The sequence below is a fragment of the Stenotrophomonas sp. GQ19 genome (assembly GCF_059758695.1).
This window is the reverse complement of the sequence record NZ_JCAXES010000006.1, coordinates 98,897-124,852: the sequence shown is the minus strand read 5'-3', so window position 1 is coordinate 124,852 and position 25,956 is coordinate 98,897. Positions and strand designations below refer to the sequence as shown.

At 68.4% G+C, this 25,956-nt stretch carries 23 protein-coding genes and 1 riboswitch; of the genes, 7 read left to right on the top strand and 16 right to left on the bottom strand.

The features are described 5' to 3' along the window. Positions 1-41: 41 nt before the first annotated feature. From AC6CHL_RS12925 to AC6CHL_RS12865, 13 genes are all read right to left on the bottom strand, one after another. Positions 42-479 carry a YfbO family protein gene (locus tag AC6CHL_RS12925; protein ID WP_038691111.1) on the bottom strand — a complete coding sequence of 146 codons (438 nt, stop codon included), beginning with the start codon at positions 477-479 and terminating at the stop codon, positions 42-44. 214 nt (positions 480-693) lie between these two features. Next, positions 694-2,589, bottom strand: a complete 1,896-nt coding sequence (locus tag AC6CHL_RS12920) for a patatin-like phospholipase family protein (RefSeq protein ID WP_498294672.1) — start codon at positions 2,587-2,589, stop codon at positions 694-696. A gap of 148 nt (positions 2,590-2,737) precedes the next feature. Further along, positions 2,738-3,274, bottom strand: a complete 537-nt coding sequence (locus tag AC6CHL_RS12915) for a lipocalin family protein (protein ID WP_038691114.1) — start codon at positions 3,272-3,274, stop codon at positions 2,738-2,740. Positions 3,275-3,299: 25 nt separating this feature from the next. Further along, on the bottom strand, positions 3,300-4,373 hold the full coding sequence (locus tag AC6CHL_RS12910) for a cyclopropane-fatty-acyl-phospholipid synthase family protein (protein WP_498294669.1): 1,074 nt from the start codon (positions 4,371-4,373) through the stop codon (positions 3,300-3,302). After that, complete coding sequence (locus AC6CHL_RS12905) at positions 4,370-5,167, bottom strand: DUF1295 domain-containing protein (protein WP_038691117.1); 798 nt, start codon at positions 5,165-5,167, stop codon at positions 4,370-4,372. The genes AC6CHL_RS12910 and AC6CHL_RS12905 overlap by 4 nt, the downstream gene beginning before the upstream one ends. After that, entirely contained in the window at positions 5,164-5,718 is a 555-nt protein-coding gene (locus AC6CHL_RS12900; RefSeq protein ID WP_038691119.1) for a DUF2878 domain-containing protein, read from the bottom strand. Before AC6CHL_RS12900 ends, AC6CHL_RS12905 begins: the two co-directional genes overlap by 4 nt. A gap of 1 nt (position 5,719) precedes the next feature. Beyond that, entirely contained in the window at positions 5,720-6,976 is a 1,257-nt protein-coding gene (locus AC6CHL_RS12895; protein ID WP_498294667.1) for a class I SAM-dependent methyltransferase, read from the bottom strand. Continuing rightward, positions 6,973-7,740: a DUF1365 domain-containing protein gene (locus tag AC6CHL_RS12890; protein WP_498294665.1), complete on the bottom strand. Its 768-nt coding sequence runs from the start codon at positions 7,738-7,740 to the stop codon at positions 6,973-6,975. Before AC6CHL_RS12890 ends, AC6CHL_RS12895 begins: the two co-directional genes overlap by 4 nt. Then, positions 7,737-9,017, bottom strand: a complete 1,281-nt coding sequence (locus AC6CHL_RS12885; RefSeq protein ID WP_038691125.1) for an NAD(P)/FAD-dependent oxidoreductase — start codon at positions 9,015-9,017, stop codon at positions 7,737-7,739. Before AC6CHL_RS12885 ends, AC6CHL_RS12890 begins: the two co-directional genes overlap by 4 nt. A gap of 1 nt (position 9,018) precedes the next feature. Further along, complete coding sequence (locus tag AC6CHL_RS12880; RefSeq protein ID WP_051598927.1) at positions 9,019-9,978, bottom strand: acyl-CoA desaturase; 960 nt, start codon at positions 9,976-9,978, stop codon at positions 9,019-9,021. A gap of 554 nt (positions 9,979-10,532) precedes the next feature. Continuing rightward, the gene (locus AC6CHL_RS12875) at positions 10,533-11,318 is read right to left on the bottom strand and encodes an anti-sigma factor (RefSeq protein WP_051598928.1); all 786 of its coding nucleotides are present in this window, start codon (positions 11,316-11,318) and stop codon (positions 10,533-10,535) included. Continuing rightward, the gene (locus tag AC6CHL_RS12870) at positions 11,315-11,884 is read right to left on the bottom strand and encodes a sigma-70 family RNA polymerase sigma factor (protein ID WP_038691127.1); all 570 of its coding nucleotides are present in this window, start codon (positions 11,882-11,884) and stop codon (positions 11,315-11,317) included. The genes AC6CHL_RS12875 and AC6CHL_RS12870 overlap by 4 nt, the downstream gene beginning before the upstream one ends. Before the next feature lie 70 nt (positions 11,885-11,954). Then, entirely contained in the window at positions 11,955-12,731 is a 777-nt protein-coding gene (locus AC6CHL_RS12865) for a hypothetical protein (RefSeq protein ID WP_498294662.1), read from the bottom strand. Between the two features lie 153 nt (positions 12,732-12,884). On the opposite strand from AC6CHL_RS12865, the gene pnuC reads away from it, so the two are divergent. The 7 genes from pnuC (at position 12,885) to pncA (ending at position 21,488) form a co-directional block, all read left to right on the top strand. Continuing rightward, positions 12,885-13,481 (top strand): nicotinamide riboside transporter PnuC, encoded by a 597-nt coding sequence (gene pnuC, locus AC6CHL_RS12860; protein ID WP_498294660.1) that lies wholly within the window; start codon positions 12,885-12,887, stop codon positions 13,479-13,481. Further along, on the top strand, positions 13,474-14,541 hold the full coding sequence (locus tag AC6CHL_RS12855; RefSeq protein ID WP_498294659.1) for an AAA family ATPase: 1,068 nt from the start codon (positions 13,474-13,476) through the stop codon (positions 14,539-14,541). The genes pnuC and AC6CHL_RS12855 overlap by 8 nt, the downstream gene beginning before the upstream one ends. 72 nt (positions 14,542-14,613) lie before the next feature. Further along, entirely contained in the window at positions 14,614-15,669 is a 1,056-nt protein-coding gene (locus AC6CHL_RS12850) for a bifunctional nicotinamide-nucleotide adenylyltransferase/Nudix hydroxylase (protein WP_102100650.1), read from the top strand. A 62-nt stretch (positions 15,670-15,731) separates the two neighbouring features. Beyond that, positions 15,732-17,156 carry a nicotinate phosphoribosyltransferase gene (locus AC6CHL_RS12845; RefSeq protein ID WP_498294658.1) on the top strand — a complete coding sequence of 475 codons (1,425 nt, stop codon included), beginning with the start codon at positions 15,732-15,734 and terminating at the stop codon, positions 17,154-17,156. A gap of 145 nt (positions 17,157-17,301) precedes the next feature. Continuing rightward, positions 17,302-17,533: riboswitch (cobalamin riboswitch) on the top strand. 214 nt (positions 17,534-17,747) lie between these two features. Next, positions 17,748-20,045 (top strand): 5-methyltetrahydropteroyltriglutamate--homocysteine S-methyltransferase, encoded by a 2,298-nt coding sequence (gene metE, locus AC6CHL_RS12840; RefSeq protein WP_498294656.1) that lies wholly within the window; start codon positions 17,748-17,750, stop codon positions 20,043-20,045. Between the two features lie 69 nt (positions 20,046-20,114). After that, entirely contained in the window at positions 20,115-20,801 is a 687-nt protein-coding gene (locus AC6CHL_RS12835) for an epoxyqueuosine reductase QueH (protein ID WP_038691143.1), read from the top strand. 57 nt (positions 20,802-20,858) lie between these two features. Then, positions 20,859-21,488: a bifunctional nicotinamidase/pyrazinamidase gene (pncA, locus tag AC6CHL_RS12830; protein ID WP_498294654.1), complete on the top strand. Its 630-nt coding sequence runs from the start codon at positions 20,859-20,861 to the stop codon at positions 21,486-21,488. Between the two features lie 203 nt (positions 21,489-21,691). Here the strand turns inward: pncA and purU are convergent, their stop codons facing one another. The 3 genes from purU to aceE all read right to left on the bottom strand — a co-directional run bounded on the left by purU (position 21,692) and on the right by aceE (position 25,951). Then, a complete protein-coding gene (gene purU / locus AC6CHL_RS12825; RefSeq protein WP_498294652.1) occupies positions 21,692-22,543 on the bottom strand; it encodes a formyltetrahydrofolate deformylase in 852 nt (283 codons plus the stop codon). Between the two features lie 136 nt (positions 22,544-22,679). Continuing rightward, complete coding sequence (locus AC6CHL_RS12820) at positions 22,680-23,111, bottom strand: hypothetical protein (RefSeq protein ID WP_498294650.1); 432 nt, start codon at positions 23,109-23,111, stop codon at positions 22,680-22,682. Between the two features lie 167 nt (positions 23,112-23,278). Beyond that, positions 23,279-25,951 carry a pyruvate dehydrogenase (acetyl-transferring), homodimeric type gene (aceE, locus tag AC6CHL_RS12815; protein ID WP_498294648.1) on the bottom strand — a complete coding sequence of 891 codons (2,673 nt, stop codon included), beginning with the start codon at positions 25,949-25,951 and terminating at the stop codon, positions 23,279-23,281. Between the last annotated feature and the right edge of the window lie 5 nt (positions 25,952-25,956).

Sequence of the window (25,956 nt, the reverse complement as noted above, 5' to 3'; positions counted from 1 at the left end):
CGTTCCACCCGCGTAGAGTCGACCGTTGGTCGACGTATGCCCTAATCCCAGAACACCGAAAAGACCTGGAAACCTTCGGCCGGCACAGGTGCTGCGGCATGCTGGCCGTACGGCCAGCCTGCGCTGGCGCCGTCCGATTCCAGGCCTTCCAGCCATGACTGCACGGTGGGCGCGTCAGCGGAGGTGAGGATGTGGATGTTCTCCGCTGCCGGCCAATCGGTGTCGTCTTCCAGCGCCATGCCCCAGTCCTGGTGCAGGCCGACATACACGCCCTGGACGTCCGGGCGCGCGGCGATGGCCTGAAAGCGTGCGTGCAGCTCGCGGATGGGCGGGCGCCCGAACTCCCATTGGTTCGGCGCGATCGATTCTTCCTGATCATTGCCCGTGAAATACGCATCCAGCGGGACCACCGGCAGGTGGTCGGGGTCGAGCGCGTCGAGATGTTCGAGTGTCTGCAACAAGGCCATGCGTGGGGTCATGCGGTTCCATCCTGGTGAGAGCGGTGCGTCAACGAGCATAAACGAGATGCGCAGCCGACCAACGGTCGGCTCTACCGGGCATGTCGCGTTTCATGAGCAGCCGACCAACGGTCGGCTCTACCGGTAATGCTGGGTTTCATGAGGAGCCGGCCAGCGGCCGGCACTACCGGGCATGTCGCGTTCCATGCGTTGTCCGGCCGGCGCCCCTCCCGGCTCAGTAAATCGGCGTGACCTTCATCTGCGGCAGCGGACGCGGCGCGCCGTCGGTGAGGTCGGGGCCGAGGTCTTCCCAGGCTTGGCCCTGCTCGACCATCAGCCGCCACAGCTGCTGGGAGGCGCGCCGCTTGTCTTCCGAGCCCAGCCGGTACGACGGCGGCGGCGGTTCGCCGGTGGCCACGCTCTGGTAGGCGTCACGCCAGGCGGCCACGCGCTGCGCGGGATCGTCGGTGCGGGCGATCTCCAGCGTGTAGCGCTGGTAGGCCGAGGCCAGGTTGCGCCAGCGGATCCAGTAGTGGTTCTGGAAGGAGAAGCCGCAGAAGCGTTCGCCCGCCACGCTGCCCTTGGCGGCGATGCGGCTCAGCACGTCCTGCGGCATGTCCAGGTTCATGCCGCCTTCGTCGCCCTGCAGCGACACGTGCACGATGCGGTCGCGATACCCCGGTGCGCGGGCCTGCAGCACGTCGCGCCAGTTCTGCATGGTCGATACGATCGAGAACAGGAAGCCGGACATCTCCGCAGCTGCCAGCGGCCGCGCAATGGCGTGGTAGCTGCGCTGCCAGCCCTGGCGGTTCTCGGTAGGCAGGAACACCGCCTGTTCAAGCTGCGCCTGCGCGCCATGCCTGCCGGCGTCCAGCACGCTCACCGCATCGGCGTGGCGCGGGTACACCAGGTTGATGCCGAAGGTGGGCCAGCGCGGCAACGCCGCGTCGAACAGATGGATGGGGAAGTTGCTGCTGATGCCACCATCGGAGAACCAGCACACCCGGAAGGCGGTGATCACCGGGCCACAACTCTGGCCGCCGCTGGTCAGACCTTCCATGCTGTCGGCAACGTTGCTGTTGTCGTGCGGCGCGGACGCCTCCGGCTGCGGTTCACAGCGCCGCTCGCGACGCGCCGGCTCGTGCAGCGGCACCGCGCTGATCAACAGCGGGAAGCTCAGGCTCATGCGCGTGGCCACCAGTACCGGCAGCTGATCGCCATCGACCAGACGGTAATACGCGCGACCATCGACCTGTTCGGGCGCGCCGGCCTGGGCCACCAGCCACTCCACCACGCTGGCCGGGAACAACTGCGCGAACTCGTCGCGCAGGAACCAGAAGTGCGCCGCATTGAACGGCAACGTGCGCGGCTCGGTATGCGACACGCAGGTGGTGATCATCTGCAGGCTGATGGCCTGCGCGCCGGCCGGCTCGCCGGGGTACCGCGGGGCCTGGTGCAGGTCGCCGAAGGTGAGCGGCTGGCCCGGCGGTTTGCCCGACAGCGCCTGCAGGCGGTCATGCAGCCAGTCGGTCAGGGCCGGGGTGGCGGCGTCGGCCTGGGTGCTGCCATTGCACAGCCCGAGCAGGTTGCGCCGCGCCACCCGCGCCACCCGCAGCGCCGACGCCAGCACGCCGGCGCCGTAGGCGCACAGCAACGACGGCAGCAGCGTCGCCCACACCCCCGCCACGCCGCCGGCCAGCCAGCCGATGCCCAGCAGGCCGATCAACGCGACCAGCAGTTCCAGCGGCGCGATGGCGAATACGGCGGCCAGCAGGCAGGCGATCTTGCGCGGCAGGCTGGATTTGCCGGTGAGCATCACCAGCAGGCGGTAGGCAGTGCGCGCGCCGTGCGCGGGCTGGAACAGGCTGTAGATGAAGCCGCGCGTGGACAGCTGCGCCGACACCGCCGACAGGCCGGGGAAACCCACCTGTGCGTCCACCGCCTCGCCGGCGTGGCGGCGGCGATCCCCCAGTGCCGCCGCCGCGGCCACCGCCGCGGCAATCGCCCCGGCCGAGGTGCCGCCGATGTTCTTGAAGCGGTATTCGCGCGCCAGCGACAGCACCGCGTTGGGATACACGATGCCGCTGGTGATGCCGCCCTTCATGACCAGATCGCAGTACTTGTCCGCCACGCCCGACTCCTCACGTCCGCCTGCCCATGCGCGGCCGATCCGCGCAGGCCCCGCAGGCATCCCGGCCAGGGGCCGGCACCCAACGGGCTGATAACGACAGTATCGCCCGGGGCCTTCTCACGGCCTGAGAAGCACGGCACGGAACGCCTTACTCGGGTTTGGCGCCCGACTGCGGCACGCGGCGCACCTGCGACAGGTCGTAGCCCAGCGCGGCCAGCCGGGTCATGGCGGCCTTGTAATCGGCCTCCGGAATGGTCGGGGTGCGCGCCATCAACCACATGTAGTCGCGCTTGCTGCGCCCCACGATGGTCTGCTGGTAGCCGTCGTCCAGGTACACGATCACGTACTCGGCCTGGATCGGCCAGATGAACTGCATGCCCCACTCAGCACCGTTGGTGCCGGGCTTGACCTTGCCGATCGGGTGCATGGTCTTCACCGGCGCATCGAAGCTGCCCTTGCGGTAGCGGAAGGTGGTCTGGATGCGTCCATCCGGGCGCAGCGCGTAGGACTCCACCGCATCGAACGCCTCGCGCTCGGGGCGGCTGGGGATATGGGCGATCACATACCAGTCGCCCATGAAGCGCGGCACATCCACGTGTGCCACGGGCGGAATGGGACGGGTGTTGCCGCCGCAGCCCAGCATCAGGCTGGCCAGCAACAGGGGAGCGAGGGCGCGGTAAGACATGGCAGGATCCTCATGGCAGGCGGGGTCACGGGCGGTCGAACAGGTAGTGGGCCACCTGCCATTGCTGGCCGTTCTGGTAGCCGAACAGCTCGGCGCAGGCCATCCAGAACATGCGCCAGCGCTGTGCCCACAACGCCGCCGAGGGCGCGCCGTAGCACTGGCGCATGATCTCCAGCACCGCGTCGCGGTTCTGGTCCTGGTTGGCCAGCCAATGGTTGGCGGTGCGCTCGTAGTGGGTGCCATCCAGCAGCCAACGCTGCTGCAGCTGCAGGTGCTGCTGGAAGCACAGCAGGGTGTCGGCGGCCGGCATCAGGCCACCGGTGAAGAAGTGCCGGCCCATCCAGTTGTCGTCGCCCTCGGTCTCGAAGGGATACATGAGCATGCGGTGCACGAAGATGTGCACGAACAGCTTGCCCTGCGGGCGCAGCCAGCCATGGATGCGCTGCAGCAGCTGCCGGTAGTTGCGCATGTGCTCGAACATCTCGATCGACACGCAGCGGTCGAATGCCGCCGCATCGAGCACCAGGGTATTGGCATCGCGGGTCAGCACGGTGACGTTGTCCACCCCACGCAGGCGGCACTGCGCCTGGATGTGTTCGCGCTGACTGTTGGAATTGGACACCGCGGTGATGCGTGCGTTGGGGTAATGCTCGGCCATCCACAACGTCAGCGAACCCCAGCCACAGCCCAGTTCCAGGATGTCCTGGCCATCGGCCAGCTGGGCGCGCTGGCCGTACAGGGCCAGCATGGCCTCTTCGGCCTGGTCCAGCGTTTCGCGGCCGGTGGGGTAGTAGCAGCTGCTGTATTTCAGCCGCTTGCCCAGGCACAGTTCAAAGAAGCCGGCCGGTACTTCGTAGTGCTGGCGGTTGGCCGCGTCCACGTGCAGGGCCACCGCGCTCTGCGACAGTTCGGCGATGCGCGCGGCAAAGCGCTGCGACTGCGCCTGCTGGCCACCGGCCAGTTCGTCGCGCAGGCGTGCCTCGCATTGGCGGCGGATGCCCAGGCGCAGCAACGCGTCGGGCAGCAGGCCGCGCTCGGCCAGGCCGGTCAGGCCCGGCGCGTGGTCGGGCGCGGGCAGGGAGTCACTGGCGACATTCACGGGGACGGCTCCTTGCGGGTATTCGATGAGCGGGAGGGAAACCACGGAAACAGCATCGGCGTGGTGCGCTGGTAGTCGCGGTAGTCCTCGCCACGGCTGCGCAGCGCCTGGGCCTCGGTGAAGGGAATACCGCTGACCCAGCGCAGGAACACGTACATCACCACCGGGCCGGACCAGGCCAGCCACCACAGCGGCGAATGCACGGCCAGCAGCACGTAGGTGAACCAGTGCAGCCATTCGAAGAAGTAGTTGGGGTGCCGCGAGTAGCGCCACAGCCCGTCGCGGCAGGTCTTTCCCTTGTTGCCGGGGTCGGCGCGGAAACGTGCCAGCTGGCGGTCGGCCAGCGCTTCGCCGCCCACGCTGAGCAGCCAGACCGCGATGGCGGCCAGGATCCAGCGCAGGTCATCGGGCTGGGGGTTGTGCGCTACCGCAACGAACGGCAACGCGAACAGCACGATCAGCCCCGCCTGGAACTGGAAGAAGCCGAAGATCTTGCCCTGGTGGCCGTTCCAGTGGGCGCGCAGGTGCTGGTAGCGGCCGTCTTCGGGTTCGCTGCGCACGCGGTGCCACAGATGCAGCGCCAGCCGCGATCCCCACAATCCGCCTAGCACCGCCAGCGCGATGCGCGGTGCCGGTGCGCCGCTGCCCAGCACGGCCAGCAGCAGGGCCGACGCGCCCACGCCCTTGGCCCACAGCACATCGACCACGCCGATGTTCTGGTGGCGGCGCTGCCACCACCAGCCCCAGCTCATGATCAACGCGGCATACAGCCATACCCACCACAGCAACTTCATGCGTGTTCTCCCGCGGTATCAGAAAGGGCGTGCGACGTGCGCTGCCAATGCCGCGCGCACGCGGCCAGCACCGGCAGCGCCAGTGACCAGCCAAGGCCAAGCAGCAGCACGCCCTGCCAGCGGGGCGTAGCGAAACTCACCGCCGACCAGCCACGCGCTGCCGACAGATACGCCAGCGGCGCCAGCAGCAGCCCGACCAGGGCGGCGATGCGCAGGTGCTTCTGCAGCACCGCAAACGACACCGGCAGGGTCATCGCGAACGCCGCCCACAAGGCCAGGATCCACACCGGGGCCACCCACGCCGGGCCATTGCCGGCCGCGTACTGCACCCAGCCCGAGCCACCGGCCACGCCGTCCACCAGCAGGCCGCACAGCAGTGCCACGCCCAGCAGGCGAAGTTCCACGCCGGGCTGCGGCGACAGTGCCAGCTGGCTGCCCACGTACACACCGGCGGCCAGCAGCGCGGGCCAGCGCAGGCCGTGCCCGGCGCCAACCACCGCGCACAGCCACACCAGCTGGTTGCCGATCACATTGGCCCAGAAGCGCACCATCTCAGCCGCCTTCGCCGTGCGCGACAGGCCGGTAGCCCGGGCGCGCCATCAGCAGGTGCGACACGCCGATGGAGCGTTCCAGGAAACCGCCTTCGCAGTAGGCCAGGTAGAACTCCCACAGGCGGATGAAGCGCTCGTCGAAGCCCTGCGCGCGCACCGCCGGCAGCTGCGCCAGGAAGCGCTGCCGCCAGGCGCGCAGGGTGAGCGCGTAGGACGTGCCGAAATCATGCTGGCCGATCAGCTGCAGGTCGCTGCTGCGGGTCTTGGCCGCCATGATCGCGTTGATCGAGGGGATGAAGCTGCCGGGAAACACGAAGCGCTTGATGTAGTCCACGCTGCGCCGCGCCTGTTCGTAGCGCTGGTCTTCGATGGTGATGGCCTGCAGCAGCGCCAGGCCCTCGGGCTTGAGCAGGCGGGTGAGCGTGTCGAAATAGGTGTCCAGGTACTGCGCACCGATGGCCTCGATCATCTCGATGGAGACCAGCTTGTCGTACTGGCCGTCCAGGTCGCGGTAGTCCTTCAGCAGCAGCGTGACCTTGTCCTGCAGGCCGGCCGCTTCCACGCGCGCCTTGGCCAAGGTGTACTGCTCCACCGAGATGGTGGTGGTGGTGACGTGGCAACCGATCTCGCCGGCCGCGTACAACGCGAACCCACCCCAGCCGGTGCCGATCTCCACCACGTGGTCGCCCGGTTGCAGCTGCAGCTGCGCGCAGATGCGTGCCAGCTTGCGCCGCGAGGCGTCTTCCAGCGCGTCGGCCGGGCTGGCATACAGCGCCGAGGAGTACATCAGGTCCGGCGACAGGAACAGCGAGAAGAACGGATTGCCCAGGTCGTAATGCGCGGCGATGTTGCGGCGGCTGCCTTCGCGGGTATTGCGACGCAGCCGGTTCCAGCCCTTCAGCAGCCAGCCGCCGATGCGCGCCACGCCGCGCTCCATGCCGTCGAGCAGGTCGCGGTTGCGCACCAGCAGCTGCACCAGCGCCACCAGGTCGCTGCAGCGCCAGTCGCCACGGATATACGACTCGCCCGCGCCCACGCTGCCCTGCGCCGCCACTGCCCGGTAGAAGGCGGGGTCATCCACCCACACGGTGACGCGCAGGCTCGCTGCCGGATCGCCCAGCAGTACATCGCCGGCAGCGTCGCGCAGCTGCAGGCAGCCACCGCTCAAGGGCGCCAGCTGGGCCAGCAGGCGATCGCGCAGGAAGCGCTCCAGTGCCGTGGGCATCGGCAGCGCAACCGGGCCGGTCATGTCGTTCATGGGCGTTTTCCTGCAAGCGAAGGATGGTCGTGGACGGGGGTGCGCTTGAGCCACAGGCGCAGTGCCTGCCAATGAATGGCGGCCACCACCTGGACGGTCATCAGCGGGAAGCGCAGCAGCACGCCGGCCAGGCTGCGCGCGGTGATCGGGTGGCGGTGCAGCACCAGGTCGGCATCGAACTGGCGTACGCCCGCGCGCCACACCTGCATGTGCACGTGCAGGTCGTCGCCCGGTGCGGTGAAGCGCCAGCGGTAGTGGCAGTCCATGGCCATGAAGGGCGATACATGGAACTGCTTGTCGAATTCCCAGGCCAGCGCGCGGCCACTGGCATCGGCGGCGGCCACCGGCAGCACGTAGGCGTGCCGCTCCTTCCACGGGGTGTTGGTGATCTCGGCCACGATGCAGTCCAGCGTGCGGCCATCGTCGGCGTAGCAGTAGTAGAAGCTGACCGGGTTGAACACGTGGCCGGCGTAACGCAGGTGCGTGAGCAGGCGGATCGGGCCGTGCGGTGCGCGGCCCAGCGCGGCGGTGATGCGGGCGCGTACCGCATCGGCCAGCGGGTGCGCCGGATCGCCGAGGTAGTCGCTGCGGCGGAATTCGGCCAGGTTGCGGCGTCCCACCGACCACAGCCAGCGCCGCGCGAACAGCGTATCGATCTCGTCCAGGTCCAGCAGCAGCTGCGCCACCGGGTAGCCGAACGCATGCGGGTGCGGGGCGTGGCGGCGGTGGCGCATGCGGCCACGGTAGAGGGCGCTGGCGCTCATGCCGGTTGCGCCTGGGCCAGCGGCCAGTACGACTCGGCGTCCAGTGCCTGCAGCGCATCAACCACGCGGCGTGCACTGCGGATGCCGTCTTCGTGGAAGCCCCAGCCCCAGTACGCGCCGGCAAACCAGGTGCGGCGCTGGCCCTGGATCTCGGCCCAGCGCTGCTGCGCCGCCACCATGGCATGGTCATGCACCGGGTGCGCGTAGTGCAGCGTGCGCAGCACCTTGGCCGGGTCGATGGCGGCCGTGCGGTTCAAGGTGACCACCAGCGGCGTGGGCGTATCGATGCCCTGCAGCTGGTTCATCAGGTAGCTGACCGTGCAGGGCGCGAGCGGGTTGGCCGGTACGTGCGCGTTCCAAGCGGCCCAGGCCTTGCGGTTGCGTGGCAGCAGGCGCGCATCGGTGTGCAGCACCACCTCGTTGGGCTGGTAGCGGATCGCACCGAGCACGCTGCGTTCGGTGCGGTCGGCATCGGACAGCAGCGCCAGGGCCTGGTCGCTGTGGCAGGCGAGCACCATCTGGTCGAAGCCTTCCAGCCCAGCCGCGCTGTGCACGCGCACGCCATGCTCGTGGCGCTCCACGCCGAACACGCGGCAATCCAGCCGTTCACGCACGTGCCAACGCCGCCGCATCGCGTCGATGTAACGCGCCGAGCCGCCCTGCACCACCCGCCACGGTGCGCGACCACTCACCTGCAGCATCTGGTGGTTGGCCATGAACTGCGCCAGGTAGCGCGCCGGGAAGGCCTCCAGGCTGGCGGTGGGCGAGGACCACAGCGCCGAGGCCATGGGCAGCAGGTGCTCGTCGATGAAGGTGCGCCCATAGTGGCCGGCGCGCAGGTAGTCCCCCAGTGAAGGCCCGGCATCGTCGCCATGCAGCAACGCCGGTGCCTCGCGGTAGAAGCGCCGCAGGTCGCCGAGCATGCCCCAGAACCGCGGGGACACCAGGTTGCGACGCTGGCAGAACAGCCCATCCAGCGAGGTGGCGTTGTACTCCAGCCCGCTGCGCTCGCTGTGTACCGAGAAACTCATGGTGGTGGGCTGCGAAGCCACGTTGAGCTCGTCGAACAGCGCGGTGAGCAGCGGGTAGTGCAGCGGGTTGAACACGATGAAACCGGTGTCCACCGCGTGGCTGGCGCCGTCCACCTGCACCTGATGGGTGTGGGTGTGGCCGCCCAGGTAGTCGTTGGCCTCGAACAGCGTCACCTCGTGCTGCTGGCCCAGCCACCAGGCGCTGGCCAAGCCGGCGATGCCCGATCCGATCACGGCGATACGCATGTCAGTGCTCCGCCTTGGCCAGCACCCAGGCCGGCACGGGTTTGAGGTCGCGCACCAGGCCTAGCGCCGCCATCAGCCGCAGGCCGTACCAGGTCACATCGATCTCCCACCAGTAAAAGCCCTGGCGCGCGGTGCCGGGGAAGAAGTGGTGGTTGTTGTGCCAGCCCTCACCGAAGGTGAGCAGGGCCAGCCACAGGTTGTTGCGGCTGTCGTCACCGGTGTTGAACCGCTGGCGGCCGAATCGGTGCGCCAGCGAGTTGATGGTGACCGTGGCGTGGAACAGCACCACGGTGGAGATGAAGAACCCCCACACCAGCATCTGCCCGCCGCTGGTGCCCCAGGACGGCGCGAAATGTTCGAGCAGCGCGCCCAGGCCGAACAGGGCGGCGGCCAACGCGATCGGCACCAGCGTGTCGAAGCGGTCCAGCCAGCGCAGTTCCGGGTACTTGGCCAGGTCGGGGATGCGGTCCCAGCGGGTGCGGAAGCCGTCGGTGGTGAGGAACCAGCCCATGTGGCTCCACCAGAAGCCATGCACGCCGGGCGAGTGCGGATCGGCGGCGGTGTCGGTATGGCGGTGATGGACGCGGTGGTGGGCGGCCCACCACAGCGGGCCGCGCTGCACGCTCGCCGCGCCGATCACCGCGAACACGAACTGCACCGCGCGCGAGGTGCGGAAGGTGCGGTGCGAGAAGTAGCGGTGGTAGAAGGCGGTGATGGCGAACATCCGCACGGCGTACAACGCCACCGCAACGCCGACCGCCACCCAGGAGACCCCCACCCAGATCACCGCCAGGCAGGCCAGGTGCATGGCCGCGAACGGGATCGCGCGCAGCCAGTCCACGCGCTGCGCCGCTTCGTCGGCCACCGCCGTCCCGGCGCTGGTATCGAACCAGCGCCGCACGGTGGCCATCAGGCCACGGCGGGCCGTGCGGGGTGCTGCAGTGGCGGGTCCGGCCGACATATCGCGTATCTCCTGGCGTTCTTGTCAGGAGATACGGGAGCCAGGCCCATCCGGATGCACGGATCCGGAAAAAAAGGTTCTTCGCCCATCCGAGGGGGAGCGTCTTGTTGCAAGGGCAGTCGCAGCGTGAGCACGACGCTACCCGGGTAGCCGTGTGTGCAGGCGCCGTTTGGAACGGCTGGCGTCTCCGATGGGGCCGGTCGCGGGCGTCAGGGCCCCGTAGCTGCCGGTAGGCCCCTGGCGCAAATGTCCCCCGGCCGCGTGGCGGCCTCCTCCTTTATTTTGCCCAGGAGCCTACCGGCAGCTACGGGGCTCGGCTTGCGGTGGGGGCGGGGAGCCGGGCTTTTTGGGGGCCGTTGGCGGGTCGGGTGCTGGGCCCCCATGCCCTTGGAGGCGAAATAAAGGAGGAGGTGGCGGCCGCAGGCCGACGCCGGGGGACATTCGCCGGAAAGGGCATGGGGGCCCAGCGCCCGACCCGCCAACAACCCTGCCTGTAAAGGGTCAAAGCACGCTTCTGCTCACCCCGCAAAGGGGAGAAGAACCAAAAAAACGCGTTACAGGGTGGCGATGTCGCCCTTGGCGATGATCGGCCCGGTCGGGATGCCCTGCGGCGCGCCGCTGGACGGTTCCAGCGTGATGGCCAGCACGGAGCCGTTCACCAGCGCATCACGCAGTGCGTCCGGCACGGTCACCGTATGGGCGCGGTTGATGGACACCAGGCCCAGCGAACGCGGCGTGCCGCCGGCCGGGATCAGCCACAGCTCCGGGGCGCGCCCGGCCGCATCGGCGGCGGCCGGCACCGGCACCATCAGCACCTTGCCCTGGGCCTTGTCCACCGAGGCCAACCAGCCTGGCGTGCCGTCGTCGTGCAACAGCGGGGTGACCGGCTTGGTCGCCTGCTCGGGCTCGGACGGGGTGGGCGGCGGGGTCGGGGTGACCGCCACCGGCGGTGCAACCGGGGCCACCGGTTCCAGCTGGCCGCGGCTGAACACCGCCACCAGCGCCACCACGGCGGCCAGCGCGGTCATGCCCTGCCAGAACCCGGTGCGCTGCCAGGCGCGCGGCGCGCCGGCACCGACCGAGGGCCAGCCCAGCGCGGTACGGATGCGCGGCCACACGTGCGCGGGCACCGCTTCACTGCCCAGCGCGTCGAGCATGGGCGCCAGGCGGTTTTCCCACTGGCTCACCAGCCGGGCAAAGCCGGGGTCGTTGGCGATGCGCTGCTCGGCCTCGCTGCGCTGGGCGGCATCAAGCACGCCCAGCACGTATTCGCCGGCCAGGATGTCGGCGCTGGGCGGTTGCCCGTCGTCATGCAGGTCATGGAGGTCGCGGATGTTCATCGTTCCAGGCACACCCGCAGTTGGCCCAGGCCGCGGCGGATCCAGCTTTTCACCGAACCCAGGGGCGAGCCGATCCGGCGCGCCAGTTCCTCATAGCTGGCCCCGTCCAGGAACGCCAGCCGGATCAGCGAACGGCGGCGGGGTTCCAGGGTGTCCAGGCAGTCGTCCAGGCGCTGCCGGTCGGAGGCCTGTTCGGCCACCTGGGCCGGCTGCGGGGCGAAATCGGGGATTTCATCGGCCACCGACAGGTCGTCCAGCGGGCGCGGCGGCGCCGCGCGCAGGCGGTCGATCGCGCGGTTGCGCGCCATCATCGACAGCCAGGTCATGGCCGCCGCCTTGGCGCGGTCGAACTGCGCCGCCTTGTGCCAGACGCTGGTGAAGACATCCTGCAACACCTCTTCGGCGTCGCTGCGATCGCGCAGGACGTGCAGGCAGATCGCGAACAAGCGCCCGGACGCCAGCTGATACACCGACTCGAAGGCCTGGCGATCGCCGCTGGCAACCCGGACCAGCAGGTCGTCGAGGCGCCGTGCGGCACCCGTGTCGGCAAGCTCCAGCTCAGGCATCGCAGGCTCAACGTCGGCAGGAAGACAGCCCGCATCGTCGTCGCTGCGCGCGCAGGGCGCAAGGGGGGACTCAACCGGCGCATGTGGCCACCAGCGGCTGCTGCCGTGCCGCGGCCAGTTCGGCGGCGGTCGCCGCGACTGGCTCGGCGGGGAATTCAACGCGCACCTGCGGGTAGCGCCCCTGCGCATCGCGCACGTTGCCGGTGCCACTGAACTGCAGCAGGCGCGGGCTGTTGCGTGCATACACCAGGGTGACCGCCGGGACCGCGAAGCCGAACCAGGCATCCAGCCGCATCTGCAGCTGTTCGGCCGGCTGGCCCTGCCAGGTGACCGCCGCGCTGCGCTGTAGTTTCAACGGCACCAGCCGCTGGCGGCTGGGCAGCAGGAACTGGAACGCCACCGGGCGCCCGGCCTGCAGGGCGTCCCAGTGGCCCAGCACGGCGGCGTCGAAACCGGCATCGACCACCGCATCGGGCGGGATCGCGATGGCACGGCTGACCCGGTCAGCGCGCGCGTCTTCACGCACATACACGGTACGCGCCGTGGCGCTGCCCTGCAGACCTTCCTGGTAGCCATTGCGCGCGTCCTCGAAGGCGAAGTCGGGGGTCTGCGGGCTGCCCTGCGGGGTCATCCACTTGCGCGCGAAGGCGCGGCCGTCGGCGCAGCGGTACAGCACCAGCCGCGATCGGGTCGCCGCCGGCCCCTGCAGCCAGTGGGTCTCGCGGTATAGCAGTCGGCCATCGGCCGGCGCATAGGCCCGCCCTTCCTGGCGCAGCACCTGCTGGGCCGCCGCCGGCAATACCGGGCACAGCAGCAGCACCAGGGACGGTAAGAGGGATCGGCGCATGCCCGGCTCCACGTGGGGGTCACCAGCAGATACGCAGCCAGCGCCGCGGCGGATGCACTGCGGGCGGCGGGTAAACTGGGCGGCTTGTCACCTGCCCCTGAAGAACCCGATGCCGACGCCCACGCTGCGTTCCCCTCCTGCCGGCGCAGCCGCATGACCAGCGCACTGGAAATTGCCGCCAATCTCACCGTGGCCGCCTCGATCCTGCTGGCCGGGCGCAACAGCGTGCACACCTGGTGGACCGGCATCATCGGCTGCACGTTGTTCGGCCTGGTGTTCTACGAGGCGCGCCTGTACGCCGACGCGGTGCTGCAGGGCGTGTTCGTGCTCACCAGCGTGATCGGGTGGTGGCAGTGGCTGCGCGGCGACCATGGGCATGCCCTGCCGATCAGCCGGGTGCAGCTGCGCACGCTGGGCTGGATGCTGCCGGCAGCGGTGCTGGCCAGCGTCGGCTATGGCCTGCTGCTGCATACCTGGACCGACGCCTATGCGCCGTTCCTGGATTCGGCCGTGCTGGTGCTGAGCGTGGTGGCGCAGCTGTTGATGATGCGCCGCAAGCTGGATTCGTGGTGGTTCTGGCTGCTGGTCAACAGCATCGCCATTCCGCTGTACGCCAGCCGAGGGTTGCACCTCACTGCGGTGTTGTATGGCGTGTTCTGGATCAACGCGCTGGTCTCGCTGCGGCACTGGCGGCGGTTGATGCGCGAGCAGAGCGTCGCCACCGCAGCGGCCGATGCCGCGCATGGGTGAGCGTTTCGCCACCGGGTTGGTGGTGGGCAAGTTCAGCCCGCTGCACCGTGGCCACCAGGCCCTCATCGACCATGCGCTGAGCCGCTGCGACAGCGTGCTGCTGCTCAGCTGGAGCCAGCCGGAACTGCCCGGCTGTGATGCCGACCGGCGTGAAGGCTGGCTGCAGGCGCTGTACCCGCAGGTAACCCGGCTGGTACTCGACGAGGCGCGGTTGGCGGCACACTGCGCCCGACAGGGCGTGCCGATGCGGCCGCTGCCGGACAACACCGACGACGACGCGACGCAGCGCGCGTTCGTGGCCTGGGTGTGCAGCACGCTGTGGCAGTGCCGGGTGGACGCGGTGTTCACCAGCGAGGCGTACGGCGATGGATTCGCGGCCGCCCTGCAGCGCCATTTCAGTGCACAGGCGGGCGTGCACTGGCCGGTGGCGCATGTGTGCCTGGACCCGGCCCGCAGCCGGGTGCCGGTATCGGGCACGGCGTTGCGGCGCGATCCGCATGCCCTGCGCGGATTTCTCGACCCGCGCGTGTATGCCAGTTTCGTCGGCCGCATTGCCCTGCTCGGCGGCGAATCCAGCGGCAAGACCACGCTCGCCGCCGCACTGGCCGGGCAGCTGCAGACCGTCTGGGCCGCCGAGTTCGGACGTGAGCATTGGGAGGCGCGCGGTGGCGCGCTCGACTACGACGACCTGCTGCACATCGCACGGGTGCAGGTAGCGCGCGAGGACACGCTGGCCGCGCAGGCCAACCGCTGGCTGGTCTGCGATACCACGCCGCTGACCACGCTGCTGTACTGCCTGTCCATGTTCGAACGCGCTGAACCGGCACTGCATGCGCTGGCGCAACGGCGCTACACCCACCTGTTCCTGTGCGCCCCGGATTTCCCGTTCGTGCAGGACGGCACCCGTCGCGATGACGCCTTCCGGCACGCGCAGCATCGCGCGTACCTGGAGGCGCTGGACGCGCGCGGCATGCCGTTCACCGTGCTGGGCGGCCCGCTGCAGCAGCGCGTAGCGCAGGTGATGACCGCGCTGGAGGGATCACGCGCAGCGGGTTGTTGACGGTACAGGACAGAGGAGTAGCATTGGCACCAGCCAAGGGATAGACCCACGGCACCTGCAACGACATGGGGGATTCTCATGGAATACGACTATCTGGTGTTCATTGGGCGTTTCGAGCCCTTCCATAACGGCCATGCCGCCGTCGCCCGCCTCGCACTGAGCCGGGCCAAGAAGCTGATCTTTCTGGTCGGCTCTGCCGATACCCCCCGCAGCCTCCGCAACCCCTGGACCGTGGCCGAACGCGCCGTGATGATCCAGGCTGCGCTTGAAGGTGCGGGCGAACGCCTGCTGATCCGTCCGCTCAAGGACCACCTGTACAACGAAGCGCAGTGGATCGCCGGCGTGCAGCGCACGGTGGCCGATGCGGTGCGCGCCGACGGGCATGCGGGCGACGCGAAGATCGGTCTGGTCGGCATGGACAAGGATGATTCGAGCTACTACCTGCGCGAGTTCCCGCAGTGGCCGCTGGTGGATGTGCAGCACACCGAAACGTTGTCGGCCACCGAACTGCGCCGCTACCTGTTTGAAGCCGGCAGCGTGGATTTCCACGGTGCGCTGCTGATGCTGCGCGGGAACGTACCGGCGCCGGTGTACGCCATGCTCGAAGCGTTCCGCAAGAGTGGTCCGGCCTACGCCCAGCTGGTGGCCGAGTACCAGTTCATCGAGCAGTACAAGGCCGCCTGGAAAGACGCGCCATATGCGCCCACGTTCGTCACCACCGATGCGGTGGTGGTGCATTCGGGCCACGTGCTGCTGGTGCGTCGCCGTGCCGAGCCCGGCAAGGGCCTGTGGGCGTTGCCGGGCGGCTTCGTCGGCCAGCAGCAGGGCCTGCTCGACAGCTGCCTGCGCGAACTGCGCGAAGAAACCCGGTTGAAGATTCCCGCGCCGGTGCTCAAGGGCTCGCTCAAGGGCCAGCATGTGTTCGACCACCCCGAGCGCAGCCAGCGCGGCCGCACCATCACCCACGCCTTCCACTTCGATTTCCCCGCTGGCGAACTGCCGGCCGTGCGCGGCGGCGACGATGCCGACAAGGCGCGCTGGATCCCGGTCAGCGAAGCACTGGACATGGGCCCCAAGCTTTACGAAGACCACCTGCACATTCTGGAGTTCTTCCTGGGCCGGGGCTGATCCCGGTTTTCCCGCCGGCGGATAGACCGCCGGTGTCACCCGACGCGAAGGAGCTTCCCGTCATGCATTACCTCGACAATCTTCTCCTCAACACCGACAGCTACAAGGCCAGCCACTGGCTGCAGTATCCGCCGGGCACCGACGCCACCTTCTTCTACGTGGAGTCGCGCGGCGGCCACTACGACCGCACGCTGTTCTTCGGCCTACAGGCGATCCTGAAGGACTACCTGGCCAAGCCGATCACCCACGCCGACATCGACGTGGCGCGCGATCTCTTCGCCGCCCACGGCGAGCCCTTCAACGAGGCCGGCTGGCGCTACATCGTCGACACGCACGGCGGCCTGATGCCGATCCGCATCCGCGCCGTGCCCGAGGGCAGCGTGGTGCCGGTGCACAACGCGCTGATGACGATCGAATCGACCGACCCGCAGGCGTTCTGGGTACCGTCGTATCTTGAAACGATGCTGCTGCGCGTGTGGTACCCGGTCACGGTGGCCACCACCAGCTGGCACGCCAAGCAGACCATCCGCCAGTACCTGGAGCGCACCAGCGACGACCCGGAAGGCCAGTTGCCGTTCAAGCTGCACGACTTCGGCAGCCGGGGCGTGTCGAGCCTGGAATCGGCCGCCATCGGCGGTGCCGCGCACCTGGTCAACTTCCTCGGCACCGACACCGTCTCGGCCCTGCTGTTCGCCCGCGCCTTCTATCACGAGGCCATGGCCGGCTATTCGATCCCGGCCGCCGAGCACAGCACGATTACCAGCTGGGGCCGCGACAACGAGGTGGAGGCCTACCGCAACATGCTGGCCCGCTTCGCCACGCCTGGCGCGCTGGTGGCCGTGGTCTCGGACAGCTACGACATCTTCCACGCGATCACCCGGCACTGGGGCACCACCCTGCGCCAGCAGGTGATCGACTCGGGCGCCACCGTGGTGATCCGCCCGGATTCGGGCGACCCGGTGGCGGTGGTGCTGCAGTGCCTGCAGCTGCTCGACGACGCCTTCGGCCACGTGGTCAACGGCAAGGGCTACAAGGTGCTCAACCACGTGCGCGTGATCCAGGGTGACGGCGTCAACCCGACCAGCATCGGCCAGATCCTGGCCAGCATCACCGCCGCCGGCTACGCCGCCGACAACGTCGCCTTCGGCATGGGCGGCGCACTGCTGCAGCGGCTGGACCGCGACACCCAGAAGTTCGCGCTGAAGTGCTCGGCCGCGCGCGTGGACGGGAAATGGATCGACGTCTACAAGGACCCGGTGACCGACAGTGGCAAGCAGAGCAAGCGCGGCCGCATGCGCCTGCTGCGCCATCGCGAGTACGGCCAGTTCCGGACGGTGTCGGTGCCGGCCGACGCGGAATCGCTGACAGCCGCCGCGCTGCCGCTGGGCTACGAGGATGCGATGGTCACGGTCTGGGAGAACGGCACGTTGCTGCAGGACGATACGTTGGCTGAGATCCGCAGCCGGGCGAATGCTGCACGACCGTAATCGGCCAACCTCGCCGTCGCCATCCTTCACGCAACCCGCGCCGGGGCCCCTACGTCCGTTGCACCGGTGCCGGTGCGGTACAACGCCAATGGGTCCCGCGGGCGGCTTCGATCTGATGCCCTCTTGACCATCGCCCGGCTTCGGCCTACCTTGTGCTCGCCGAAGGTATCCATCTCTTCATGCAGATGAAGGGATGGGTTTAAACGGGAATCCGGTGAAGGCGCCTCGTGCGCCCATTCCGGAGCTGCCCCGCAGCGGTGAATGGAAACGAATCCTGCCAACAGCACTGGGCCCCGGCCTGGGAAGCGGCAGGTACTAGGTGGGCGTTCGCGCCCGTGTCCATCAGCCCGAATACCGGCCCCGGCCGGGGGACACGACCGTCCCCTGATTCGACCTGGAACGTCCGCGGGGAGGTTGCCGGGGCCTGCCGCCATGCCGCCCGCGTGGCGCTGCCCCCGTGCGTCCGCTCCACGACATCCGGTTCGCCCGCGGGGGCGAAGGTCGCTGGCGGGGCGGACACGGCAGCCATGTCGTGCACGGCGCGCGGTTCCTTCGTTCCTCAATGCCGCTACTGCAATGAGGACACGTTCCATGACCACTGTTACCAACCTGGGGTTTCCCCGCATCGGCGCCAAGCGCGAACTCAAGCGTGCGCTGGAAGCGTTCTGGTCCGGCGAAAGCAGCGCCCAGTCGCTGCAGGACACCGCCAGCGGCCTGCGCGAGCGCCATTGGCAGCTGCAGCGCGAGGCCGGCGTCGATGTGCCGCCGAGCAACGACTTCAGCTTCTACGATCAGGTGCTCGACGCGGCCTTCCTGTTCGACGCCATCCCGGCGCGCTACCGCGCCCTGGCCGACGCCGAGCCGCTGGCCGGGTACTTCGCCATGGCCCGGGGCGTGCAACGCGACGGCTATGACCTGCACGCGCTGGAAATGACCAAGTGGTTCGACACCAACTACCACTACCTGGTGCCCGAACTGCAGGCCGGCCAGGGCTTCGCGCTGCGTGGCGACAAGCCGCTGGCCGAATACCGCCAGGCCAAGACGCTGGGCATCGAGACCCGCCCGGTGCTGATCGGCCCGGTGACCTTCCTGCTGTTGTCCAAGACCACCGACGGCAGCCGCGCACTGGACCTGCTTGACGCCCTGCTGCCGGTGTACGTGCAGCTGCTGGGCCAGCTGAAGGACGCTGGCGCGCAGTGGGTGCAGCTGGACGAGCCGGCGCTGGTGCAGGACCTGGACGAGGCCACCCGCGCCGCGTTCACCCATGCCTACGCGGTACTGGCCGAGGCGGCGCGGCCGAAGGTGCTGGTGGCCACCTACTTCGGTGCGCTGGACGACAACCTGCCGCTGGCCGCCTCGCTGCCGGTGGATGGCCTGCACGTGGACCTGGTGCGCGCCCCGGAGCAGCTGGATGCGGTGATCAAGGCGCTGCCCCCAGGTCGTGTGCTGTCGGCCGGTCTGGTCAACGGTCGCAACATCTGGCGCACGCATCTGGACAACGCACTGGTGCTGGCCCGTTACGCGCACGGCCACGTGGGCAGCGATGCGCTGTGGCTGGCCCCGTCGTGTTCGCTGCTGCACAGCCCGGTCGACCTGGACCTGGAAAAAAAGCTGGATGACGAACTGCACAGCTGGCTGGCGTTCTCCAGGCAGAAGCTGCAGGAGCTGCGCGTGCTGGCCGATGCCATCGACTCCCCGGCCCGCGCCGAGGACGCGCTGGCGCACTCGCGTGCGTGCATCGAATCGCGCCGGCGCTCGCCGCGCGTGCACAAGGCCGCGGTGGCCGCGCGCCTGGCCGCCCTGACCGCCGCCGATGCGCAGCGCCACAGCCCCTACCCGCAGCGCCACCTGGCCCAGGCCGGTGCGCTGCAGCTGCCACGCTTCCCCACCACCACGATCGGCTCTTTCCCGCAGACCCTGGAAGTACGCGAGGCCCGCGCCAGCAACAAGTCCGGCAAGCTGTCCGACGCCGACTACGATGCGTTCCTGGCCACCCAGACCGAACACTGCGTACGCGTGCAGGAGCAGATCGGGCTGGACGTGCTGGTGCACGGCGAGTTCGAGCGCAACGACATGGTGGAGTACTTCGGCGAGCAGCTGGACGGCTTCGCGTTTACCAAGAACGGCTGGGTGCAGAGCTATGGCTCGCGCTGCGTGAAGCCGCCGGTGATCTTCGGCGACGTGACCCGCCCGCAGCCGATGACGGTGCGCTGGTCGCAGTACGCGCAGTCGCTGACCGACCGCCCGATGAAGGGCATGCTGACCGGCCCGGTGACGGTGCTGCAGTGGTCGTTCGTGCGCGATGACCAGTCGCGCGCGGACACCTGCCGGCAGATCGCATTGGCGCTGCGCGACGAGGTACTGGACCTGGAGGCGGCCGGCATCGGCGTGATCCAGATCGACGAGCCGGCCATCCGCGAAGGCCTGCCGCTGCGCCGCGCGCAGTGGCGCGAGTACCTGGACTGGGCGGTGGAAGCGTTCCGGATCAGTGCCAGTGGCGTGCGCGATGCGACCCAGATCCACACGCACATGTGCTATTCCGAGTTCAACGACATCATCCACTCGGTGGCGGCGATGGATGCCGACGTGATCTCGATCGAGACCTCGCGCTCGCGCATGGAGCTGCTGGATGCGTTCGTGCGCTTCCAGTATCCCAACGAGATCGGCCCGGGCGTGTATGACATCCACTCCCCGCGTGTGCCCGACAAGGAAGAGATGCTGGCGCTGCTGCGCAAGGCCGCCGAAGTCCTCCGGCCCGAGCAGATCTGGGTTAACCCCGACTGCGGCCTGAAGACCCGCGGCTGGAAGGAAACCCGCGCCGCGCTGGAAGCACTGGTGGCCGCCGCGCGCCAGCTGCGCGAGGAGACCGCCGACGCCAACGCCGCCTGATCCCCCATGTAAAGATGACCCAAGGACCGCACCGCCGCCGTTGCCGGCGGTGCGGTCGACGAGACGTACATGACCACGCCCACCGTTACCCCGATCGACCGCCCCACCCTGTCCCTGCCCGACGGCCATACCCGGCTGCTGCTGCATTCGTGCTGCGCACCGTGCTCGGGCGAAGTGATGGAAGCCATCACCGCCTCGGGCATCGACTACACGATCTTCTTCTACAACCCCAACATCCACCCGGCCAGGGAATACGAACTGCGCAAGCAGGAGAACATCCGCTTTGCCGAGAAGCATGGCGTGCCGTTCGTCGACGCCGACTACGATACCGACAACTGGTTCGCACGCGCCCGCGGCATGGAGGCCGAACCCGAGCGCGGCATCCGCTGCACGATGTGCTTTGACATGCGCTTCGTGCGCACCGCGCTGTATGCGCACGAGCATGGCTTTCCGGTGATCAGCAGTTCGCTGGGCATCTCGCGCTGGAAGGACATGAACCAGATCAACGACTGCGGCCACCGCGCCGCCGCGCATTACCCGGGCATCCAGTACTGGGATTACAACTGGCGCAAGGGCGGTGGCGCCGCGCGCATGGTGGAGATCAGCAAGCGCGAGCAGTTCTACCAGCAGGAGTACTGCGGCTGCGTGTACTCGCTGCGCGACGCCAACCGGCACCGCCGCGAAACCGGCCGCGAGCGCATCAAGATCGGCCTGCTGTATTACGGGCAGGACAACGACGCGCCCAAGGGCGATTGACGTTCGCACGCGGGGCCGCCACGCTGGTTGCCCCGCTTCCGTTGTGTTGGATCTGCCATGACCGCCGCCCTACCCGCCGATGTGGCCCTGCTGGTGATCGACCTGCAGCCGGACTTCATGCCCGGTGGCGCGCTGGCCTGCGAACAGGGCGACGCGCTGGTGGCCCCCATTGCCGACCTGCTTGCGCAGCGCCGCTACCGCACGGTGGTGGCCACCCAGGACTGGCACCCGGCCGACCACGCCTCGTTCGCCAGCCAGCACCCGGGGCATCTGCCGTTCGAGGCGATCCTGCTGCATGCGCAGCCGCAGACCCTGTGGCCGGACCACTGTGTGCAGGGCAGCGTCGGTGCGGCACTGCACCCGGGCGTGGACTGGACCGTGGCCGACCTGATCCTGCGCAAGGGCACGCGCCAGCAGGTGGACTCCTACAGCGCGTTCCGCGAGAACCACGGCCCGGACGGCAGCCGCCCGCCAACCGGGCTGGCCGGCTGGCTGCATGAGCGCGGTATCCGCGAGGTGCACGTGTGCGGGTTGGCGCGCGATTACTGCGTGCTGTGGAGCGCGCAGGACGCGGTGAAATCCGGGTTCCGGGTGAAGTTCCTGTGGGACCTGACCCGGCCGGTGACCGACGCCAACGACGGCATGGTGCGCGAGGCGTTGGCGAAGGCGAAGATCGCGGTTATCTGACGGGCGACGCCGGGCGCCGGCCGGAACGGCGTACCGACCAACGGTCGGTACCTACCGGATCAAAGAACGATCGGCGGGTGCCGGCTGTGCGCTGGTAGTGCCGGCCGCTGGCCGGCTCCCGATACCGTTTGGAGCATGCGAGGAGCCGGCCAGCGGCCGGCACTACCGGAGCGTCGTACCCACCAACGGTGGGTACCTACCGGTCAGCGGAACACGACCGTGCGATGACCATTGCGCAGGATGCGGTGCTCCACATGCCGGCGCACGGCACGCGCCAGCACCTGCGATTCGGTGTCGCTGCCCAGCCGCACCAGGTCGCGCGGGGTCATGGCGTGGTCCACGCGGGCCACGTCCTGTTCGATGATCGGACCTTCGTCCAGGTCTTCGGTGACGTAGTGCGCGGTCGCGCCGATGATCTTGACCCCGCGGGCGTGCGCCTGGTGATACGGCTGGGCGCCCTTGAAGCTGGGCAGGAAGCTGTGGTGGATGTTGATCGCCCGGCCCGCCAGCGCCTGGCACAAGCGCGGCGACAGGATCTGCATGTAACGCGCCAGCACCACCAGGTCGATCTGCTCGCGCTCGACCAGGTCGATGATCTGCTGTTCCTGCACGGCGCGGTTGTCGGCGTTGACCGGCAGGTGGTGGAACGGCACTCCGTACGAACCGGCCAATGCGGCGAAGTCGTCATGGTTGGACGCCACCGCCGCGATATCCACCTGCAGCTGGCGGCTGTGCGCGCGGAACAGCAGGTCGTTCAGGCAATGCCCCTGCTTGCTCACCAGCACCAGCAGCCGTGCACGGCGGCGCGCGTCGTGCAGTTGCCAGTCCATCTGGAACTCCGCCGCCAGCGTGGCCATGCGCGCTTCGACATCGGCCAGCGCCTGGCTGGCGGCGCGATCGAAGTGCACGCGCAGGAAGAACCGGTCGCTCTCTTCGTCGCCGAACTGCTGGGCATCCAGGATGTTGCAGCCGAGCTCGAACAGCAGGCCAGACACGCGGTAGACAATCCCGGTACGGTCCGGGCACGAGAGGGTAAGAATGGAATCAGGGCGCATCTGGCCAGTTTAAGCGAGCACCGCCGGTGGGGGGACGATGCTCTCAGATGCAACCAAGCTGCACTCCTGCGGATCCGGGCAGCGCCTTGTCTCAACCGGATCGCTGGAGCCAGTGGCTTGCATTTGCATGGGGTACTCAGGACGGATCCTGGAGGGTGCGGATCCTTTCATGCTCAAGGGTTTCGCTACGCAGGGGCGGCAGCGTTGCAAGTACCCTGGTCACGCCGAAGAGAGCGAGCACGCGATACGCTTCGCTGTAGCTCAGTTCCTCAACGATGTCTTGGTATCGAAGCGTGGTCACTCCGGCCTCATTGAAGCGAAGTGACGCAACGAAGCGCTGACGCGCCGGTACAGAGAAGGACCGCAGTGGTGAGTCCGGCGAGAGACGCTGTAGATGCTCCTGCAACCGTACAGCGCTGTTGATGGGTGCATTTTTCTGCGCGATCGCCAGCGTTTCAGCCTGAGAATCGATAGGGGGAACATCCTGCAGCCCATGGGCGGAGGACGGGAGTGCGCCCAACGAGGCAGCAAAGACGACGAATGACATCAAGCCTGGACGTAACTTCATGACCGAGTCCTTTGAGAGTTGGAGTTGCCGCAACCCGTGCGGCAACGCCAAGCTAACCAATCACGTTTGTCCAGAACCGGTTTCCCATCACGAGATAGGGAGAATCCCTCGATTCCTATCTGAAGTAATAGTTTCCTTATGATGAATCGGCCGGGTTGGAGTCTTCGCTACACCGCCGCCGGATCCACCTTGTCCACGTGGATGCCGTATTTTTCGATCGCCACCTGCAGCTGCCCGCGCGCGATCCGCCCATCATCAGCCAGCGCCTTCAACGCGGCCAGCACGATGAAGTGGCGGTCCACTTCAAAGAACGTGCGCAGTGACTCGCGCGTGTCCGAGCGGCCGAAGCCGTCGGTGCCAAGTGCGGTGAAACGGCGGCCGTCGACGAACGGGCGGATCTGGTCGGCCACGATCTTCATGTAGTCGGTGGCCACCACCAGCGGTCCGGCGTGTGCGGCCAGGCGCTGCTGCACGTACGGCACGCGCGGTTCGTCGGCCGGGTGCAGCAGATTCCAGCGCTCGGCGGCCAGGCCGTCACGGCGCAGTTCGGTCAGGCTGGTGGCGCTCCAGACGTCGCTGGCGATGCCGAAATCCTGCTGCAGCAGCGCAGCGGCTGCTTCCACTTCGCGCAGGATCGCGCCGCTGCCCATTAACTGCACGCGCAGCGCCGGGTCGCTGTCGGTGGCGGACGGATGCAGCAGGTACATGCCCTTGAGGATGCCGTCCTCGGCGCCCTCGGGCATGGCCGGGTGCGGGTAGTTCTCGTTGAGCACGGTGATGTAGTAGTAGATGTCTTCCTGGTCCACATACATGCGGCGCAGGCCGTCCTGGATGATCACCGCCAGTTCGAAGTTGTAGGTGGGGTCATAGGAGATGCAGCTGGGAATCACCGAGGACAGCACGTGGCTGTGGCCGTCGTCGTGCTGCAGGCCCTCGCCCATCAGGGTGGTGCGGCCGGAGGTGGCGCCCAGCAGGAAGCCGCGGGTGCGCGCATCGGCTGCTGCCCAGGCCAGGTCGCCCACGCGCTGCAGGCCGAACATCGAGTAGAAGATGTAGAACGGAATCGTGGCCAGGCCGTGGTTGCTGTAGGCGGTGCCGGCGGCGATCCAGGAACAGATCGCGCCGGATTCGTTGATGCCTTCCTGCAGGATCTGGCCGTCCTTGGCTTCCTTGTAATAGCTCAGCTGGCCGGCGTCCTGCGGGGTGTAGAGCTGGCCCAGGTAGGAGTGGATGCCGATCTGGCGGAACAGGCCTTCCATGCCGAACGTACGCGACTCGTCGGGCACGATCGGAATGACCAGCTTGCCCAGCGCTGGGTCCTTGAGCAGCGTGCCCAGGATGCGCACGAAGCCCATCGTGGTGGACTGGCCGCGCTCGCCACTGCCCTGCAGCTGGGTGGCAAAGGCCGACAGCGGCGGCACCGGAAGCGGCGCGACGTGAGTAACGCGCGCCGGCAACTGGCCGCCCTGGGCCTGGCGACGCTGGGCGAAGTAACGCGCCTCCGGGCTGTCCGGTGCGGGGCGCAGGTAGGGCATGTCGTCCAGCTCGGCATCGCTGACCGGCAGGTCAAACCGATCACGGAACGCACGCACGGCATCGGCGCTCATCTTCTTGAGCTGGTGGTTGATGTTCTGCCCTTCGCCGGCCTCGCCCATGCCGAAGCCCTTGACCGTCTTGGCCAGGATCACGCTCGGGCGACCATTGCCGGCCACCGCCTGCGCGTAGGCGGCATACACCTTCTGCGGGTCGTGGCCGCCACGGGCCAGCGCCCAGATCTCGTCATCGCTCATGTCTGCGACCAAGGCGAGCAGCTCCGGCGAGGTGCCGAAGAAATGCTCGCGCACGTACGCGCCGCTCTGCGATTTGAAGGTCTGGTAGTCGCCGTCCACACATTCCATCATGCGCTGGCGCAGCAGGCCGCTGTGGTCCTTGGCCAGCAGGGCATCCCAGCCGCCGCCCCAGATCACCTTGATGACGTTCCAGCCGGCGGCACGGAAGGTGCCTTCCAGTTCCTGGATGACCTTGGCATTGCCGCGCACCGGGCCGTCCAGGCGCTGCAGGTTGCAGTTCACCACGAACACCAGGTTGTCCAGACGCTCGCGCCCGGCCACCGAGATGGCGGCCAGCGATTCGGGCTGGTCCATTTCGCCATCGCCCAGGAATGCCCACACCTTGCGGCCCTGGTGCTCCTTCAGGCCGCGGTATTCCAGGTAGCGCATGTAGCGCGCCTGGTAGGCGGCGGTCAGCGGGCCCAGGCCCATCGACACGGTGGGGAACTGCCAGAAGTCGGGCATCAGGCGCGGGTGCGGGTAGGACGACAGGCCGTCACGGTCGGATTCACGGCGGAAGTTGTCCATGCGCTCGGGCGCGATGCGGCCTTCGACAAACGCGCGGCCGTAGATGCCCGGCGCCGAATGGCCCTGGATGTAGATCATGTCGCCGTCGAAGGTGTCGGTGCGGCCACGGAAGAAGTGGTCGAAGCCCACGTCGTACAGCACGGCCGCCGACTGGTAGGTGGCGATGTGGCCGCCCACGTTGGAGTGCTTGCCGGCGCGCAGCACCATCACCATCGCGTTCCAGCGGATCATCGCATTGAGCCGGCGCTCGATCGCCAGGTCACCCGGGTACGCCGGCTGGCGCTCCACCGGGATGCTGTTCACGTAAGCGGTCCAGGCGCGCGCATGCAGGTCGCCGTGGTGGGCCACGTCCTGGTCGCTGAGCTGGTCCAGCAGGTAGTGCGCGCGCGGCCGCCCGGCCACCTGGGTGACCGCCTGCAGTGCTTCACGCCATTCCTGGGTTTCCTGGGGGTCGGTGTCGAGGGGGGCGAGCGCAGGGTTCATGGTCC

What these genes read in the sequence shown, in the direction of transcription:
- AC6CHL_RS12890 (WP_498294665.1), bottom strand. Translation starts at nt 7,740, where the DNA reads ATGAGCGCCAGCGCCCTCTACCGTGGCCGCATGCGCCACCGCCGCCAC.
- pnuC (WP_498294660.1), top strand. Translation starts at nt 12,885, where the DNA reads ATGACCAGCGCACTGGAAATTGCCGCCAATCTCACCGTGGCCGCCTCG.
- pncA (WP_498294654.1), top strand. Translation starts at nt 20,859, where the DNA reads ATGACCGCCGCCCTACCCGCCGATGTGGCCCTGCTGGTGATCGACCTG.
- AC6CHL_RS12915 (WP_038691114.1), bottom strand. Translation starts at nt 3,274, where the DNA reads ATGTCTTACCGCGCCCTCGCTCCCCTGTTGCTGGCCAGCCTGATGCTG.
- aceE (WP_498294648.1), bottom strand. Translation starts at nt 25,951, where the DNA reads ATGAACCCTGCGCTCGCCCCCCTCGACACCGACCCCCAGGAAACCCAG.
- AC6CHL_RS12855 (WP_498294659.1), top strand. Translation starts at nt 13,474, where the DNA reads ATGGGTGAGCGTTTCGCCACCGGGTTGGTGGTGGGCAAGTTCAGCCCG.
- AC6CHL_RS12905 (WP_038691117.1), bottom strand. Translation starts at nt 5,167, where the DNA reads ATGAAGTTGCTGTGGTGGGTATGGCTGTATGCCGCGTTGATCATGAGC.
- metE (WP_498294656.1), top strand. Translation starts at nt 17,748, where the DNA reads ATGACCACTGTTACCAACCTGGGGTTTCCCCGCATCGGCGCCAAGCGC.
- AC6CHL_RS12880 (WP_051598927.1), bottom strand. Translation starts at nt 9,978, where the DNA reads ATGTCGGCCGGACCCGCCACTGCAGCACCCCGCACGGCCCGCCGTGGC.
- AC6CHL_RS12885 (WP_038691125.1), bottom strand. Translation starts at nt 9,017, where the DNA reads ATGCGTATCGCCGTGATCGGATCGGGCATCGCCGGCTTGGCCAGCGCC.
- purU (WP_498294652.1), bottom strand. Translation starts at nt 22,543, where the DNA reads ATGCGCCCTGATTCCATTCTTACCCTCTCGTGCCCGGACCGTACCGGG.
- AC6CHL_RS12845 (WP_498294658.1), top strand. Translation starts at nt 15,732, where the DNA reads ATGCATTACCTCGACAATCTTCTCCTCAACACCGACAGCTACAAGGCC.
- AC6CHL_RS12865 (WP_498294662.1), bottom strand. Translation starts at nt 12,731, where the DNA reads ATGCGCCGATCCCTCTTACCGTCCCTGGTGCTGCTGCTGTGCCCGGTA.
- AC6CHL_RS12870 (WP_038691127.1), bottom strand. Translation starts at nt 11,884, where the DNA reads ATGCCTGAGCTGGAGCTTGCCGACACGGGTGCCGCACGGCGCCTCGAC.
- AC6CHL_RS12820 (WP_498294650.1), bottom strand. Translation starts at nt 23,111, where the DNA reads ATGAAGTTACGTCCAGGCTTGATGTCATTCGTCGTCTTTGCTGCCTCG.
- AC6CHL_RS12875 (WP_051598928.1), bottom strand. Translation starts at nt 11,318, where the DNA reads ATGAACATCCGCGACCTCCATGACCTGCATGACGACGGGCAACCGCCC.
- AC6CHL_RS12835 (WP_038691143.1), top strand. Translation starts at nt 20,115, where the DNA reads ATGACCACGCCCACCGTTACCCCGATCGACCGCCCCACCCTGTCCCTG.
- AC6CHL_RS12925 (WP_038691111.1), bottom strand. Translation starts at nt 479, where the DNA reads ATGACCCCACGCATGGCCTTGTTGCAGACACTCGAACATCTCGACGCG.
- AC6CHL_RS12900 (WP_038691119.1), bottom strand. Translation starts at nt 5,718, where the DNA reads ATGGTGCGCTTCTGGGCCAATGTGATCGGCAACCAGCTGGTGTGGCTG.
- AC6CHL_RS12895 (WP_498294667.1), bottom strand. Translation starts at nt 6,976, where the DNA reads ATGAACGACATGACCGGCCCGGTTGCGCTGCCGATGCCCACGGCACTG.